Origin of the sequence: Bacillus infantis NRRL B-14911 (assembly GCF_000473245.1) — a bacterium.
Classification (GTDB): domain Bacteria; phylum Bacillota; class Bacilli; order Bacillales; family Cytobacillaceae; genus Bacillus_AB; species Bacillus_AB infantis.
Window position 1 is genome coordinate 1,138,495 of sequence record NC_022524.1, and the last position, 15,597, is coordinate 1,154,091.

Sequence of the window (15,597 nt, forward strand, 5' to 3'; positions counted from 1 at the left end):
ATATCGAAGTTCAATATCGGATTTCGATAACGGTAGTATAACAATATCTGAATGGAATTTAAGTACCTTTACATAATCTTTACAAAAAGAAAGAGAAATGAAAGATTCACTCTAATTTTTTCCATTCATAGATTTGTTATTTGAGGTAAAAATAAACGAAACATAAAAAAGGAGTGAAGATCATGTTAAAAAAGCTTAGCATCGTGCTTCTATGCGCACTTTTTCTTGGACAGGCTGCTGGAATGGTACAGGCAGAAGGTACGGACAGCGGACAGCGCAAACAGCTGACAGAGGAGCAGGTAAAGGAAATTGAGGCTCTTCAGGCAGATGTCCTGGAGGCGAGGAAAAAGGTCATCATGAAATATGCAGACTTTGGGGCAATCACTGCTGACCAGGCACAGGAAATGGTGAAGCATCTGGAAAAAAGGCACGAAAAAATGAAAGAAGAAGGCTTCATGCCCCACTGGCTGAATCGTAAGCACTGCCCGCATTGCCATTAATAGATGGCTTGTGGAGGCTGTTTGACTTAAACAGCCTTCTTTTGTAAAATAAATCTATATAAATTGATTTCCTTTTTTAAAAGGGGAGTAGCAGATAAGCACAGTCGTCAATACGGGCAATAGCCCCGGCTATGCTGGCAATCTTCGAATTGTTTGCGAGACCTTTACCACGTTTGTTTGGTATGGGTCTCTTTTGATTATTGAGGCATTATGACCAGGCAAAAGGTCATGATGCCTTTTTTGTCGTTTGAAGGATGCTGTCTGGTTATTAGCATCAGCTAGACTATTGAGAGAAGTTCGGGAATACATCTTTACTAGGAGGGGGCAGGCTCTGCCATTTTGCAGAGTCTGTAAAACAGGAGGAGGAACTTCTATGCCGCAGAAAAAGTATAAAAGGCTCGCTGAAAGCGTCCTTATTGCCGAAAATCCAATCAGATATATACAAAAAGACGAAGCCCTCCTTCATGCTGGAACGGGCAGAAGTGCAGCTGTTTTCAAGATTGCCGGGACAGAAAAGGCACTCAAGGTATTTGCCCCTGCTTTCAGCCACATTGCCCTGGAAGAGGCTGAGATTTATGGGCAGCTCGAAGGAGGCGTATTTTATCCGCGCCTGCATGAAAAAGGGGATAACTATATTGTCATTGACTATATTGAAGGTCAAACCTTTTTTGAATGCCTTACAAACGGAACCAAGATCACACCGGACGATATTGCAAGAGTGGATGCAGCGCTGGAGCTTGCCCGTGCTAAAGGGCTGAATCCTTCTGACATCCACCTCAGGAATTTATTTAAAACGTCAGCTGGGGAAATCATGCTGATTGATGTGGCAAGATTCAGGCAGGCCAGCTTCTGCAGGCAATGGGAAGACCTGAAATATTTTTTCTGCAAGTTCTATTTCAAGCCATTGTTTCCAAAAAGGTTCCCCGAACCTGTATTAAATGGGGCAGCTTATGTGTATAAAAGGTTATTGAAGCGGCGCAGCTGCTGACGGGAATGGGCAACTCTGGTTTAGCCATAGCTTACTGTGTGGTAAAGGCATAAAAAAAGCCAGGAGTTGAGATGATGGAAGAGAAGAAAGATTATTATATTGATATCGAGAATGGCCAAATCCATCCGGGAAAAGCAGAAGGAGAGGACTGGCAATTCAGGGTCTTTGCAGATGACGAGGAAATCCACCAGCTGGCAAAATATTTAAATATCAACTATGATGCGGATTTAAAAACATTCGTACGCTCACATATTCCTTTCCTTGAATATCATAAAGATCCTCAGAATGATGAATATGATGCCACGATTGAACAGGCATATGCACTGATCTACCAGCTTGGAGATGAAGAAGCAAGGGCGCATGTAAAGAGCATGGGCATCTTATCCGAGGAAGAACTGAACAGACGCTGATAACATCCAGGCAGCCGGAATTTGGCTGCCTGTTTGTTTTATTTCTTTTTAAAGTGGTAACAGAGTAGAAAAGAGAATGGAGGGATTCAATTGGAAAACTCAGTTTATGAAGAATGTATACAGGCCTGTCTTGAATGTATGGATGCATGCAATATGTGCTTTGATGCCTGTCTGAAGGAAGAGGATGTAAAGATGATGGCCCGCTGCATCAGGCTTGACAGGGAGTGTGCCGATTTTTGCGCGTTTGCGGCTAAGGCAATGCAATCTGACAGCCCATTTGCAAAACAGATCTGCGCTGTCTGCGCTGATATTTGCGAGGCATGCGGAGAAGAGTGCAAAAAGCACGATCATGAGCATTGCCAGAGATGCGCAGATGCCTGCTTAAAATGTGCTGAAATCTGCCGCAGCATGGCAGCGTAAAAGGAATGTGCAAACTGTTTTCCGGCCTCCGGGCAAAATGCCGGCTGAGCCTGGAACAGGCATTTGAAGTGTAAAAAAACAGATCTTAAGATCATCTGAAAAAGCCGGGCTGAACCGGCTTTTTTCATGAAGAAAAAAGTACAGGCAGCTGCAGACATTTGAGTTGATTTTATACCTGAAGGCGTATATGATCGAAGTGCCGATACACCAATCTAATGTGAAACTAAGGGAAATATCACCAACTTCAGTGAGGTACAAAAAAGATGATATATATGCTGATCGTTTTCTTGTTTTTGCTAGCGGTTCCTTTCTATAATCGTTATATTCCAGTCCTCAAGGTGCCGTGCCGCAGGGTGGATGAAATCCCCGGGGACCATGTGATCCTTGATATCAGGGATTACAATGAGGGCTATGAAGAACGGATTCCGGGTGCTGTAAATCTTCCTGTCCCTTATATTGTCCGAAATCTTGACGATATCCCTGCAAGAAAGATCCATCTTATCTGCGCCTCCCCGCTGGAGCGGAATATGGGAGTCCGTCTGCTTCAAAAAAATGGCTTTCAAGTGGCCGGATTCACTTTGTCCAATAAAAAATGTGGCGGGAAGGCGCTGGCCTGCTGCCATAAATATTAAAGAATCCCCCCACTGTGAGAATGGGGGGATATCTTTATGTTTAGGGTATTTTTAAAATATAAGTCTTCGTCTTGAGGCCCAAAAAGGATGTGGTGTATGCAGACGCTGGCACAGGACACCGCGTACTTAGTCTGCATGCCTAAAGGGTGATCAAGAAGCTTGCGTTTTAGTTCAGGCTAGGAGATGTGCGGAATCTTTATTTTAACTTCAAAAGATTGTCCTTTATGGGTATAATCCAGGAAGCCATTGTAGGAAAGGACAATATCTTTAATGATTTTTGTGCCAAGCCCTTCATGGTCCCCCTCCTTAGTAGACATGCCGAATCTTTCAAACAAGGAGTCTATGATGGACTGTGGGACAGGCAGCGTACTATTGGAGCAGGTCAAAATCATAAGTCCGCTTCTTTTGTAAAACTGGAGCCTTGCGTATGCATCATCAAAGCCGGAAGCTTTATAGTCAGCTGCAGCCTCAATGCTGTTGGACAGGATATTGCCCGCTAATGCCGCAATATCCTCATCTTTCATGGGGAGAGAAGACAGGGGAAGCTCCAGGTCGTAATGGATGCTTATGCCTTCTGCCGAGGCCTTTTTCTGCATATGATGCAGCACACCGGCAACAGGGCCGTTTTCCCCTTTGATGGCCAGATTCACTTCTTCATATCCGGACAAGAGCCCCCCGAAATACGCTTTTGCTTCGCTGAATTGCCCTTTATCCAGCATATATTGGACAGCCGAGACATGCTTCAGGAAATCATGCCGCTGCTTGCGAACAGCGAGATAGGTATCATTGAGCTGCCGCACCTCCATCTCCTTTTCTTTGAGGCGTGCACCTGATGATAAAATGATCTTCCCGCTGTACCATCTGGCTGTTTCTGCCAGCACTGCTGCTCCTGCTGCAGCTGCAATAGCAGCCTTTGAGCCGGACAGGACTGCAGCCAGAAGGACTAGCAGCTGAAAAACCAAAAATAACGCTCCAAGGGCTGGGTGGAAGCTGGAGGAGTTCAGTTTTACCGAAAAGAAAAGGATGGCAGAAAAAATCATGAATGCCAATGCACCTGTCATCAACGGCTTCCACTGCGGTGCCAGGAGTATAAAGCAGCCGGCTCCGGCAGCGGATAATAGCACCGAATACAGGAGGGCAGGCGCTGAGCTGTTTATCTGAGAGCGCAAAATCCATCTTCCCCTTTTCAACTAAAATAAAGGCATAGCCTGTTAAAAATAGTGATCCTGCAAAAAATCTATCTTCTCTTTTGTAATCATTGCCTTCTCTGTTGTCCCATCAAAAAAAACAACATAGGAGTTTTTGGCGTACAAAGAAAAGTTCTTTACATAATGGATATTGATAATGAATGAACGGTGCGAGCGGATAAAATCTCTTTCACGGAGCTCGCCTTCAAGCTCATTCAGCGTTTGGTATGTTTTAATTTGTTCCTGCTTTGTATGTATGGTGGTTGATCGGCCGGAACGCTCAATAAAGATAATATCTTTTTTCTGGATGATATGAATATCGCTTTTTTGCCTGAGAAACAGCCGGCCGGAAATTTCCGGTGTCCGGTTTTTTTCAATATATCGGAGGACGGCTTTTTCAAGCCTGTCTTTTGTGAATGGCTTCATAATATAATCATGGACATTCAGTTCAAAGGCATGGACCGCGTAGCCGCTCGTGCCAGTCACGAAAATGACGGCAATATTGAGGGCATACGTATGGATAATATCGGCCAGTTCGTATCCTGAAAGGCCAGGCATTTCAATATCGGCAATCAGGAGGTCAATTTCTTCCCTTTTGACCCTTTCATAAGCCTCTTCTGCAGAGGTGGTTGAAAACACAATTTCTGTCCCTTCCATCTTGGATATAACTCCGTACAGCTTGTCTAAATCAATCGGCCGGTCATCCACCAATCCCACTCTTATCATAGTTTCGCCTCTCGTCAATTAAATTACGTATCTATTTTACCATCTATTGGACAGAAAACATCCTTTTCACGACATGAAATGGCATTTTCGCGACAGAATCGAAGCGGTGATGCGATCAGACAGGTAAGATTAAGCTACAAAGAGAGCAGGAAAGGAGCAAAAAAGATGATCGAGATAAAGGAAGTAACGAAAAGATTCAAAGATAAAAAGGTGCATGTAACTGCATTGAAGCATATATCATTTTCAGTCAGGGAAGGCCAGGTGGTTGGCCTCCTCGGAGAAAATGGGGCAGGGAAAACAACACTACTGAGGACGATTGCCACACTGTACACGCCGACAGAGGGTGCCGTTTCAGTCGGCGGCTTTGATACCGTTAAACAGCCAGATGAGGTAAAGAAGCGTATGGGCGTTCTGTTTGGCGGGGAAACCGGATTATATGACCGCCTTACGGCCAGGGAAAATCTTGAGTATTTTGCATCTCTTTACGGCCTTGGACGCCATGAAACAAAGGTCAGAATCGATGAGCTTGCAGTGATGTTCGGCATGAAAGACTATCTGAACAGGAAGGTAGGGGGATTCTCCAAAGGGATGAGGCAAAAGGTTGCCATTGCGAGGACCCTTATCCATGACCCGGAAATCATTTTGTTTGATGAACCGACAACCGGCCTTGATATCACTTCTTCAAATGTATTCAGGCAGCTTGTCAGCTCACTTAAAAGGCAGGGGAAAACAATCATCTTTTCCAGCCACATTATGGAGGAAGTGAAGATGCTCTGCGACTCAGTAGTCATGATTCATAAAGGTGAAATGGTCTATAAGGGCGGACTCGAGGATCTATACCGTGAAGAGGGAAGCTCAGATCTGAATTATATTTTTGAATCAAAATTGGTGAGGGGGAACGATTATGCTTCGTAATATTTATATAAAAGAAATGAAGGATATCTTGAGGGACCGGAGGACATTACTTTTGAGCGTCCTGCTCCCGATCCTTCTGCTGACGGGCCTTACCTTATTTTATGAGAAAATGATGTCTGATGATGGTTCAGAAACCTATACCCTAGCCATCAGCGATACTGCAGGCGAAGAAGTTAAGGAGCTTGTGTCAGGCATTCCTAACCTTGAGGTGAGTGAGTATGCCAACCCCGGGAAGGCTGTAAAAGATGGGAAGGCTCATGCAGCCATTGAATTCAGCGGCCAATTCTTTGAAAATCCGGAAGGCGGGGAGCCGGGTACCGCAGTCATTAAAGGTGACTCTCTCAGCCAGAACTCTGCTTATGTGATGTCACAGCTGGAAGGGGCTTTGAATGCGTACAGCGATACACTGGTTTCGGAAAGGCTGACAGCTGCAGGGTTGGATCCACAAGTTACTCAACCGATCGTTGTTCAGGTAACTGAAATCAATAATGAAGATGAAAATGCTGCTTCTGTCGGAATACTTGCGGGCTTCCTGCCAATGGTCATTACGATTGCAATCGCATCCGGTGCATATCCTGCTGCTTCAGATTTATTTGCAGGAGAGAAAGACAGAAAGACAATGGAGGCATTGCTGATGACACCGGTCAGCAGGATCAAGCTTCTGTTTGCCAAATGGCTCGCAATCTCCACAATCGGCATGATTGCAGGCATTGTATCAGTAGCCGCAATTGTACTGGAAACCATTTTCCTGACCGAAAAACTCAAGGCTGCCCTGGAGTTTGGGGACAATACGTTCACGATTATCGCTGTGACAATTGTGATCACCCTGCTGTTCGCCTTGTTCATGGGTGCCCTGCAAATGGTCGTCAGCATCATTGCGAAGACGGTAAAGGAAGCGCAGAATTATATTTCACCGATCATGATGCTTGCAATTGTGCCGACTCTATTCCTGAGCGGCGTAGGCATCAATGAATTGACTATGAAACATTTTCTGATCCCGTTTGTGAACATCCATGCGCTGATCAATGAACTGCTCCACGGGAGTGTCAATATGGAGAATATCCTTCTGACGCTTGCAAGTACGGCTATCTCCATTGTCCTTGTATTCATCATCTCCCGCTCATTATTCCTTAAAGATAAATGGGTGCTGAACTGATATAGTTACAGAAAGGGCGCTGCAGCTGCAGCGCCTTTTGTTTGTTTTTCAGGCATTGTGGAAAATAATATGAAAATCTGTTTCCAATATCAGATTATTTCGGTATGATAATATTTAGTATAGCGAAATATTCAAAAGACGAAAGAAGTGGAGTGGATGAATCAGGAACAGGCAGCAAAGAGAAATTTAATGATTATGTGGTTTGCCAACTTTTTTGTGGCAGCCAGCATGACAATGGTTTTGCCATTTATCTCTTTATATATAGAAACCTTCGGGGACTTTTCAGAGGAATATGTCCAGCAATGGTCAGGATGGACATTTGCAATCACTTTTGTGACTGCTTTTCTCTTTTCGCCGATTTGGGGAAGGATCGGGGATAAATACGGGCGAAAAAAAATCCTGCTTATCTCCGGTTTTGGCATGGCTGTCTCTATCTTTATGATGGGATATGTCACCAGTGTATGGCAGCTTTTCATGCTTCGATTGTTTATGGGGATGTTTACAGGCTTTATTTCCCTTTCCCAGGCGTTCATTTCTACCCAGACGCCGCAGCGGATTGCAGGAAGGGTCCTCGGCACCCTGCAGACAGGAAGCATTACCGGATCGCTGCTAGGCCCGATGCTCGGTGGGGTCCTTGCTGACTCGCTCGGATACGCGACAACCTTTCAGTGGACCTCGATTTCCATTTTTATCTCAGCAGTTCTCGTTATTTTTACGAAGGAATTCAAGGTTGACCTCAAAAAGGGTTCGAAAACGAGCTATTCCAGCAAAGAGGTCATCAAGCATATAGCGGCAAATCCGGTCCTTTTGACTGTACTCTTTATCAGCATGCTCATTCAGATTGCGCACTTCAGCATCCAGCCGATACTATCATTGTATGTGAATGAGCTTCACGGCCATGAGAACATTGCTTTCTTCTCGGGAATTGCCTTCTCAGCCGCTGGTCTTGGAAACCTGCTCATGGCAAGAAAATGGGGGAAGATCGGTGATCAGTCCGGGTATCTGAAAGTGCTGGTATTTCTGCTGTTCATGGCGGCTATCGTTTATCTGCCAGGAGCCTTTGTAACGAATATCTGGCAGCTCGTGGTCATCCGGTTCCTCCTGGGCATTGCCATTGGCGGAATCATCCCTGTCAGGATTGCCTATATACGCCAGGAAGCACCTGTCAGCATGCAGGGGGAGGTGCTGGGATATAATACAAGCCTCCGCTTTCTCGGGAATATTATCGGGCCGGTTCTTGGCGGCTTCCTTTCCGGATATTTCGGGTTTTCGTCTGTCTTTTATGTCACAAGCTTTTTATTGCTGATAAGCGGCGTGCTTCTCATAGCAGCGATGAACCGGAACCCTGAATTAGCGAACAACCATTAGACTCTCCTTTCAGGGGAGTTTTATTTTGGTTTTAGAATAATATTAGAATAATTTACCAATCAACGAAACTTATTAATCATCCAATTATTTCTTATATTTTTAGGGGAAACTAGGTATTTTAAATTATATGAATATATAAATAATAGTGCGAATGATTCATTGTTCGAGCCTCGAAATAAAAGTATACTCGTTATTAGACAATTTCGACTTCTAGATTTGTCAGAATAATTAGAGGGGGCTATCACATTGAAAAGAAGAAAGAAAGCTGCTTCTGCTGTATTGGCTGCAGCCATGGGGCTGAGCGTATTTTCAGCCGGTGCCTTTGCACCAGTCCAAAAAGCTCAGGCTTATAATGCTGTATCCAGCCCATATGCAGGAGCGCAGGCAGATTTAGGCATCGCCAATGATGAAAGATTAATAGAGCTTTTGAAAAAGCAGGGAAAGATTTCGAACAACGCTACCCATTCAGAAGCTGATAAGGCACTAAAAAAATTCCTGAAGGCCAAAGCAGAGAATGCAGCTAAGGTCCCTGCCGGCAAAGTAGGAAAAGAGCTGGATGTTTCTGAACAGCAGGAAAAAGGCAAATCAGGAAACGGTTTGAAAAACGGCAAGGGCAACAAGCTTGGACAAGCTAAAAAAGCGCATGTTGATCCTGTACAAAAGGAAAATTATGAAGGGGATACAAGAGAAGATAAAGTTCTTGTCCTTGCCATCGAGTTCTCGGATTATAAGCACAGCTCGATTACCAAAGAAGAATCAGACATGTTCTATGAAGATTATCCTTTAGAACATTTCCAGGATATGATCTTCGGAGAGGAAGGCTATGAAGGGCCTTCAGGCCAGAACCTCGTATCCATGAAGCAGTACTATGAACAGCAGTCCGGCGGAAGCTATACCGTGGATGGAAAGGTTGCCGGCTGGTATACAGCCGATCACCCTGCTAAATATTACGGCGAGAATGTGCCGGCACCGGACGGTAATGATAAAGCCGCCAGAAGCCTTGTAATGGAGGCATTGAATAAAGCGGCTCAGGATCCGAATGTGAACCTGACTGAGTATGATCAGTGGGACCGTGACGATTATGATGGGGACGGCGTTTATAACGAACCGGACGGCCTTATCGACCATCTTATGGTCATCCATGCAGGTGTTGGAGAAGAAGCAGGCGGAGGATCGCTTGGCGGGGATGCCATCTGGTCTCACCGTTCAAAACTTGGATCAGGCCCGGTAGCGGTTAAAGGAGCTAAATCCGACAGCGACCGCTGGGGCGGCGTATTGGGAGCCTGGGACTACACGATTGAACCTGAGGACGGGGCAGCGGGTGTGTTTGCTCACGAATATGGACATGACCTCGGCTTGCCTGATGAGTATGACACACAATATACAGGGCAGGGAGAGCCAGTAGCCTACTGGTCAATCATGTCGAGCGGAAGCTGGGCAGGAGATGTTCCTGGAACAGAGCCTACAGGATTCAGTGCCTACGCAAAACTGATGCTTCAGAATTGGCATGGGGGCAACTGGCTGTCTGGTGCGACCATTTCCTCGGAGGATGTAAATTCTAAAGGTGTGGAAGTTCTTCTTGATGAGGCTGTAACGAAAGGAAATAATAATGATGCGGTCAGAATCGATCTTCCGCAGAAAGAAAATATCGTCAATACACCAGCGAGCGGTTCATATGAGTATTTCAGCGGCAGCGGCGACGAGCTGAATAACTCAATGACAGCTTCAATCGATCTTACCGGCGCTTCGGAGGCTGAGCTTTCCTTCAAGGCCTGGTATGACATTGAAGAAGATTGGGACTACGCTTCTGTCCAGGTCCGTGAGCAGGGGACTGAGGAATGGGTATCCATTCAGGGCAATCTTACAACAGATACAGACCCGAATAACCAAAATCCGGGCTTTGGGATTACAGGGAATTCAAATGGCTGGAAGGATGGCAGCTTTGACCTGTCTGCATTTGCAGGAAAGAAAATTGAGGTTAAATTCCATTACTACACAGATGTTGCTGCCACAATGCCAGGTTTCTATGCAGACGATATCCTTATAACAGCCGATGGAAAGGAAGTCCTGAAGGATGATGCAGAAGGAGAATCTGCATTTTCGCTGGAAGGATTCACTAAAGACCAAGGGAAATTTTATTCAGACCATTACTATCTTCTCGAATGGAGATCTCATAATGGAGTGGATGCAGGACTTGCCCATGTGCGCCGCGGCGACAGCCTGATCAGCTATGATAAAGGCCTTGTCGTATGGTATGTCGATGATTCATTCACAGATAACTGGACTGGCATTCATCCAGGCGAGGGGTATCTCGGCGTTGTGGATGCAGATCAGCATGCATTGAAGTGGAACGACGGTTCAGTTGCCAACAACCGCATGCAGATGCATGATGCAGCCTTCAGCCTGAACAAATCAAGTAAAATGCTGATAGAGTATTTAAACCAGGGGCTAAGCCTGAAGGACAACCAGACAAAACAAACGCCGTTATTCGACGACAGCGCTGACTACAGCAATCCAGGGCTCGTAGATGTGGGGCGGAAGGTGCCTCAGAAAGGGCTGAAATTCCGTGTTACAGGAGAAAGTGCTGACGGAACAGTCGGAAAGGTCCTGATCTTTAAATAATCATTTTTGAATCCAGCCTGAAGCCAGGCTGGATTTTTTTTTGTTATTAAGGAACTTATGAAATTTGTACAGCTAACACGCGGAATAGTGAATTCAGTAGTATACTGCAGGTGCGCATGGCCTGCAGTTTTTTGCAGAGGGAGGCATAGCGGGTTCCCTCCAGAGTATTTCTGGTAATACACTGGAATATAAAATAAGGCGGTTAGCGGCCGGCATTAGAGGGAAAAGGACAATAAATCATAATCCCCATTTAAGCGGGCTGGCAGGAGTTGATGAATCACAAATGAAAAAAATGATAGCGTATTTAAAAAAACTTGGAAAGGAAATAAAAGATGACAGGGCAACAGGACTCGCAGCTGAACAGGCATATTATTATATGCTCTCCATATTCCCGATCCTCATTCTGCTGCTGTCCATCGTTCCTTATCTGAATATTGATCCGCAAAAGGCCATTTCCTTTCTGCAGACCGTCATGCCTTCCGAAACCGCAGCTGTGTTTGAAGAAAATGTCGTGAACATAGTGACACAGCCAAGCGGCGGCCTGCTGACTTTCGGTATTATTGGTACATTATGGTCGGCATCCAACGGGATGCAGGCTTTCATACGGGCGATGAATCAGGCATTTGACGTCGAGGAGACCCGTTCCTTCATCAAGGCAAGACTCATTTCGATCGGCCTTACACTCGGCCTTATTTTTTCACTGATCGTTGCCTTGGTTCTCCCGGTATTCGGAAATGTAATTTTGGATCTTGTCCAATCTTTCATCAATATCCCGGATGAAATGCAAATCCTGTTTTCGGTTCTGAGATGGGTTGTCGCCATAATCGTCATAGCGGCTGTACTTTCTGTCCTCTACAAGCTGGCGCCGAATAAGCATTATCCTTTCAAGCATGTTATACCGGGGGCGGTTGCAGCAACCGTCATCTGGCAGCTGATCTCCCTTGGACTTTCCATCTATATTGGCAATTTTGCCAATTACTCAGGTACTTATGGAAGCCTAGGGGGAGTCATCGTGCTTATGCTCTGGTTCTATCTGACGGGTCTTACCCTTGTGGTAGGCGGAGAAATCAATGCTATCTATCACCGGGAGCGCGTAAGCCCTACAGTACGGGCAAAGAAGAAGGCTGCCGCTTCCTTCAACTGAAGCATAAAAAAAGGAACCCTGGAGGTTCCTTTTTTTATGGATTAATTAAACTTGTTCACATAAGGGATGCGTTTCGTCCAAAGCTTTTTAAACAGCTTTGGAGTTTGTTTTGCCTGTACAACAACATGGTTGACTTTTTCCTTTTTCGCCTGGATATCCTGCTGAATTTCCTTTTGGTGAGCCGTGAGCTCAGTTGTCTGAGTTTTAATATTCTCAGTCTGTTTCTGCAGCCTTGCAGCAGTCTCTGTCAGGTTTTGGATAGCGGGCTTGGAATCCTTATAAATTTTAAAGGCGCTGATGCCGAGATAAATAAGGGCTCCGGCAAAAATGGCTAAACTGATGTAGACGATGATCAAATTCTGCACCTTCCTTTCTTTATAAATTTAGTCCTTATCACTTTAATACCCATTCTGCTCAGGGTTTAACAGTGAATATGCACTGCCGTTCTGTAAAATTCAACCACGGGACGGTGCAGGCCCCGAAAACGATATCAGTAGTCTGAATTTATTTTTAAATTGACGCTTGCGGATTCTGCTTGTTAGAATGGCAACATTATATTCATAAAATATTTATTACTGTATATGTCCGGAAATAAGGTCTGGACGTTTCTACCAAGCTGCCGTAAATGGCTTGTCTACAGGTTAAGCTTTTCCCCGTATTCTTTTTTGGGGCTTCCTGTATATTTGCGCCGCGGCTTCGCTTGTAAAAGCGGGGCTTTTTTTGTTTCAGTTCTGGACAACAATAAGCCTAAAGAGAAACAACTTCAAAAATAATTCTTGCAGGAGGAGCCAAATGTCCAATTTCTTTCAATTCACTTCAAGAGGCACCACATATAGACAGGAGACGGTTGCCGGCATCACTACGTTCTTATCCATGGCTTATATCCTGATCGTCAATCCTATTATCCTGAGCCAATCCGGGATGGATAAAGGAGCTGTTTTCACAGCTACAGCTCTTTCTGCCATCATTGGTTCGCTTTTGATCGGCCTGCTTGCCAATTATCCTATCGGGATAGCGCCAAGCATGGGACTGAATTCGTTCTTTACTTTTTCTGTATGCATCGGGATGGGAATTCCTTGGCAGACAGCCTTGACCGGCGTATTTGTATCTGGTTTGCTGTTTGTTATCTTAAGTCTCTTGAAAATCCGCGAAAAAATCATTAATGTCATTCCAGGGGACCTGAAGCATGCCATTGCTGCGGGAATCGGCTTCTTCATCGCTTTTATCGGGCTGAAAAACGCCGGACTGATTGTGGGAAATGAAGCAACATTCGTATCGATCGGCAATCTGAAATCACCTGCTGTCCTTCTGGCAGTTTTCTGTTTCATCCTTACTGTTATCCTGCTTGTAAAGGGCATAAAAGGCGCAATCTTTTATGGAATGGTCGTTTCTGCTGCTGCGGGTATGATTTTTGGGGTGATTGAGTCCCCAACGCAAGTGGTTGGGCCTATCCCAAGCCTCGGACCGACCTTCGGGGAAGTGTTCTTGCATTTGGATCAGGTGTTTACGCCGGAAATGCTTGCCGTCATCTTCACATTCCTGTTCGTTGCTTTCTTTGATACCGCAGGAGCCCTGATTGCCATCGCAAGCCAGGCGGGACTGATGAAAAATAACGAAATCCCAAATGCCGGCCGGGCGCTTCTGGCTGATTCTGCTTCTACGGTTGTTGGTTCCGTCCTCGGAACTTCCACGACAGCATCCATGATTGAATCCAGCTCAGGTATTGCGGCAGGTGGCAGGACCGGATTCACTTCTGTCATCATTTCCGGGTGTTTTGCCATTGCTTTGTTCTTTTCGCCGCTGCTCGGTGTCATTACGGCTGAAGTAACCTCTCCGGCCCTTATCATTGTGGGGGCCCTTATGGCATCCGAAGTGCGGCTGATTGACTGGACCAGGCTTGAAATCGCCATACCTGCGTTTGTAACGATCCTTATGATGCCGCTCACCTTCAGTGTTGCAACAGGGATTGCATTAGGCTTCATATTATATCCGGCCGCCATGCTTGCCCTGAAAAAAGGAAAAGAAATCCACCCAATCATGTACGGGCTGTTCGTGGCCTTTCTGGCATATTTCGTCTATCTTGCCTGATGGGAATAGGGAGCATGCTGCCTGGATATAGTAAGGGGGCCGCTGTGAGCGGCCTCTATTGCTATATTTTGCCGCTGTCTGAAGTGGAGTTGCTTGACGGTAAATATTTTCTCATTATAATATCGAGGTTGTATGAACTCGATTCTTTTTTAGGAGTGGAACTTAATGGCACAGCAGACAGCAGATTTTTTTGAAATAGCAGCCGGGCGCAGGTCCGTTAAAAATTATGACCCAGAAAGCAAGCTTACGAAGGGTGAAGTGGAAGAGCTTATTGAATTGGCTGCAAAAGCGCCGTCAGCATGGAATCTGCAGCATTGGAAATTCCTTGTTTTTCATGGTGGGGAGGCACAGCAGCGCCTGCTGCCGATCGCTTACAACCAGCAGCAAATCGTGGAGGCCTCAGCTGTTTTTGCCGTGCTGGGGGATTTGGAGGCCAATAAAAACGCTGAACCGGTCTTCAGCCAGGATGTTTCTGACGGCCTTATGACGGAAGAAATCAAGCAGATTCTCATCAAGCAGGTTGAGGGAGCTTATAAAGATAAAAGTAAAGCCAGAGATGCAGCATTCAGCAATGCTTCACTGGCGGCCATGCAGCTGATGCTGGCAGCAAAAGCAAAGGGCCTGGATACGTGCCCGATCGGCGGCTTTAATGTCCAGGCATTTATTGAGGAGTTCAGTGTGTCAGACCGTTATGTCCCGATCATGCTGATCACTGTCGGAAAAGCAGCAAAGCCGGGACGGCCAACCAACCGTCTTGCCGTAGAACAAATATCAGAGTGGATTTAAGGGCCGCATGCAGAAGGACGACGCTTTTTGAGCATCGTCCTTTTTATGTATCGGCGTCTGTAGAGGAGATTCCTGTGGAGGCGGTGGCTGCACCGATAATTTTGCCTTCACCGTTCAGTAAAGGGCGGGCAAAAACGACATAGGTCAATTCTCCATCTGAGAGGGGAAATGTAATCTCCTCACGAAAACTCTTTCCGGTCTCAATCACTTTCTGCTTAAGCTGCATAAGCGCCCGGGTCCCGCTGTTGTCGGCCAGCTCATCATCGCGCATCCCAATCGACTCTTCTGAAGAAAAGTCAGCATGAGGATTGAATAGCCAGGTATATCTTAAATCAAGATCGCAGTGGGCGATGACCATGGGGGCCTGCTCCATAGCAAAACGGAAGGGACTCTCGTCTGCAAGAATGAAAGTGGAAGGGTGAAAGTCAAGGATGCCGGCTATTTTCTGTCTGATTTCTTCACTGGGATTTCTGTCGCCATTCTCAATCTGTGCATAGTACGCCCTGTCAATGAAGGATTTAGAAGCAATCTCCTCCTGTGTCATTCTTTTTCTTTTTCTCAGTGTAGTCAGCCATGTCCGGGCCTTTGATTTCTGCTTTTTCATAAGTTAACACACCATTTCCTAGGTTAGCAGTAATATTGAGAGGAGGGCCTC

16 protein-coding genes and 1 riboswitch are annotated in these 15,597 nt (G+C 45.7%); of the genes, 12 read left to right on the forward strand and 4 right to left on the reverse strand.

What is annotated here, in order from left to right:
* The first annotated feature begins 182 nt into the window (after window positions 1-182).
* The 5 genes from N288_RS05955 (at window position 183) to N288_RS05980 (ending at window position 2,950) form a co-directional block, all read left to right on the forward strand.
* A complete protein-coding gene (locus tag N288_RS05955) occupies window positions 183-500 on the forward strand; it encodes a YckD family protein (RefSeq protein ID WP_009795089.1) in 318 nt (105 codons plus the stop codon).
* Window positions 501-873: 373 nt separating this feature from the next.
* The gene (locus tag N288_RS05960) at window positions 874-1,488 is read left to right on the forward strand and encodes a serine/threonine protein kinase (RefSeq protein ID WP_009795090.1); all 615 of its coding nucleotides are present in this window, start codon (window positions 874-876) and stop codon (window positions 1,486-1,488) included.
* Between the two features lie 71 nt (window positions 1,489-1,559).
* A complete protein-coding gene (locus N288_RS05965; RefSeq protein WP_009795091.1) occupies window positions 1,560-1,898 on the forward strand; it encodes a hypothetical protein in 339 nt (112 codons plus the stop codon).
* A gap of 90 nt (window positions 1,899-1,988) precedes the next feature.
* Entirely contained in the window at window positions 1,989-2,318 is a 330-nt protein-coding gene (locus N288_RS24600; protein ID WP_009795092.1) for a four-helix bundle copper-binding protein, read from the forward strand.
* Window positions 2,319-2,581: 263 nt separating this feature from the next.
* The gene (locus N288_RS05980; protein ID WP_009795094.1) at window positions 2,582-2,950 is read left to right on the forward strand and encodes a rhodanese-like domain-containing protein; all 369 of its coding nucleotides are present in this window, start codon (window positions 2,582-2,584) and stop codon (window positions 2,948-2,950) included.
* 176 nt (window positions 2,951-3,126) lie between these two features.
* On the opposite strand, the gene N288_RS05985 is transcribed toward N288_RS05980, so the two are convergent.
* A complete protein-coding gene (locus N288_RS05985; protein ID WP_022543541.1) occupies window positions 3,127-4,119 on the reverse strand; it encodes a sensor histidine kinase in 993 nt (330 codons plus the stop codon).
* A gap of 42 nt (window positions 4,120-4,161) precedes the next feature.
* Window positions 4,162-4,863, reverse strand: coding sequence for a LytR/AlgR family response regulator transcription factor (locus N288_RS05990; RefSeq protein ID WP_009795097.1), 702 nt, complete (start codon window positions 4,861-4,863; stop codon window positions 4,162-4,164).
* A gap of 165 nt (window positions 4,864-5,028) precedes the next feature.
* Here N288_RS05990 and N288_RS05995 point away from each other — a divergent pair, with 165 nt between their 5' ends.
* The 5 genes from N288_RS05995 (at window position 5,029) to N288_RS06015 (ending at window position 12,068) form a co-directional block, all read left to right on the forward strand.
* Window positions 5,029-5,778, forward strand: coding sequence for an ATP-binding cassette domain-containing protein (locus tag N288_RS05995; RefSeq protein ID WP_022543542.1), 750 nt, complete (start codon window positions 5,029-5,031; stop codon window positions 5,776-5,778).
* The gene (locus tag N288_RS06000) at window positions 5,768-6,934 is read left to right on the forward strand and encodes an ABC transporter permease (RefSeq protein ID WP_009795099.1); all 1,167 of its coding nucleotides are present in this window, start codon (window positions 5,768-5,770) and stop codon (window positions 6,932-6,934) included. Before N288_RS05995 ends, N288_RS06000 begins: the two co-directional genes overlap by 11 nt.
* A 156-nt stretch (window positions 6,935-7,090) precedes the next feature.
* Window positions 7,091-8,302 (forward strand): MFS transporter, encoded by a 1,212-nt coding sequence (locus N288_RS06005; protein WP_009795100.1) that lies wholly within the window; start codon window positions 7,091-7,093, stop codon window positions 8,300-8,302.
* A 291-nt stretch (window positions 8,303-8,593) separates the two neighbouring features.
* The gene (locus N288_RS06010) at window positions 8,594-10,924 is read left to right on the forward strand and encodes an immune inhibitor A domain-containing protein (RefSeq protein WP_083783132.1); all 2,331 of its coding nucleotides are present in this window, start codon (window positions 8,594-8,596) and stop codon (window positions 10,922-10,924) included.
* A gap of 283 nt (window positions 10,925-11,207) precedes the next feature.
* Complete coding sequence (locus tag N288_RS06015; RefSeq protein ID WP_009795102.1) at window positions 11,208-12,068, forward strand: YihY/virulence factor BrkB family protein; 861 nt, start codon at window positions 11,208-11,210, stop codon at window positions 12,066-12,068.
* Between the two features lie 41 nt (window positions 12,069-12,109).
* On the opposite strand, the gene N288_RS06020 is transcribed toward N288_RS06015, so the two are convergent.
* Window positions 12,110-12,424 carry a DUF948 domain-containing protein gene (locus N288_RS06020; protein ID WP_022543543.1) on the reverse strand — a complete coding sequence of 105 codons (315 nt, stop codon included), beginning with the start codon at window positions 12,422-12,424 and terminating at the stop codon, window positions 12,110-12,112.
* Window positions 12,425-12,623: 199 nt separating this feature from the next.
* Window positions 12,624-12,725: riboswitch (purine riboswitch) on the forward strand.
* 135 nt (window positions 12,726-12,860) lie between these two features.
* On the opposite strand from N288_RS06020, the gene N288_RS06025 reads away from it, so the two are divergent.
* Together N288_RS06025 and N288_RS06030 are read left to right on the forward strand one after the other, a co-directional pair.
* A complete protein-coding gene (locus N288_RS06025; RefSeq protein ID WP_022543544.1) occupies window positions 12,861-14,156 on the forward strand; it encodes an NCS2 family permease in 1,296 nt (431 codons plus the stop codon).
* A gap of 165 nt (window positions 14,157-14,321) precedes the next feature.
* Window positions 14,322-14,942: a nitroreductase family protein gene (locus tag N288_RS06030; protein ID WP_009795107.1), complete on the forward strand. Its 621-nt coding sequence runs from the start codon at window positions 14,322-14,324 to the stop codon at window positions 14,940-14,942.
* Window positions 14,943-14,985: 43 nt separating this feature from the next.
* Here the strand turns inward: N288_RS06030 and N288_RS06035 are convergent, their stop codons facing one another.
* Window positions 14,986-15,546 carry a helix-turn-helix domain-containing protein gene (locus tag N288_RS06035; protein ID WP_009795108.1) on the reverse strand — a complete coding sequence of 187 codons (561 nt, stop codon included), beginning with the start codon at window positions 15,544-15,546 and terminating at the stop codon, window positions 14,986-14,988.
* Window positions 15,547-15,597 lie beyond the last annotated feature (51 nt).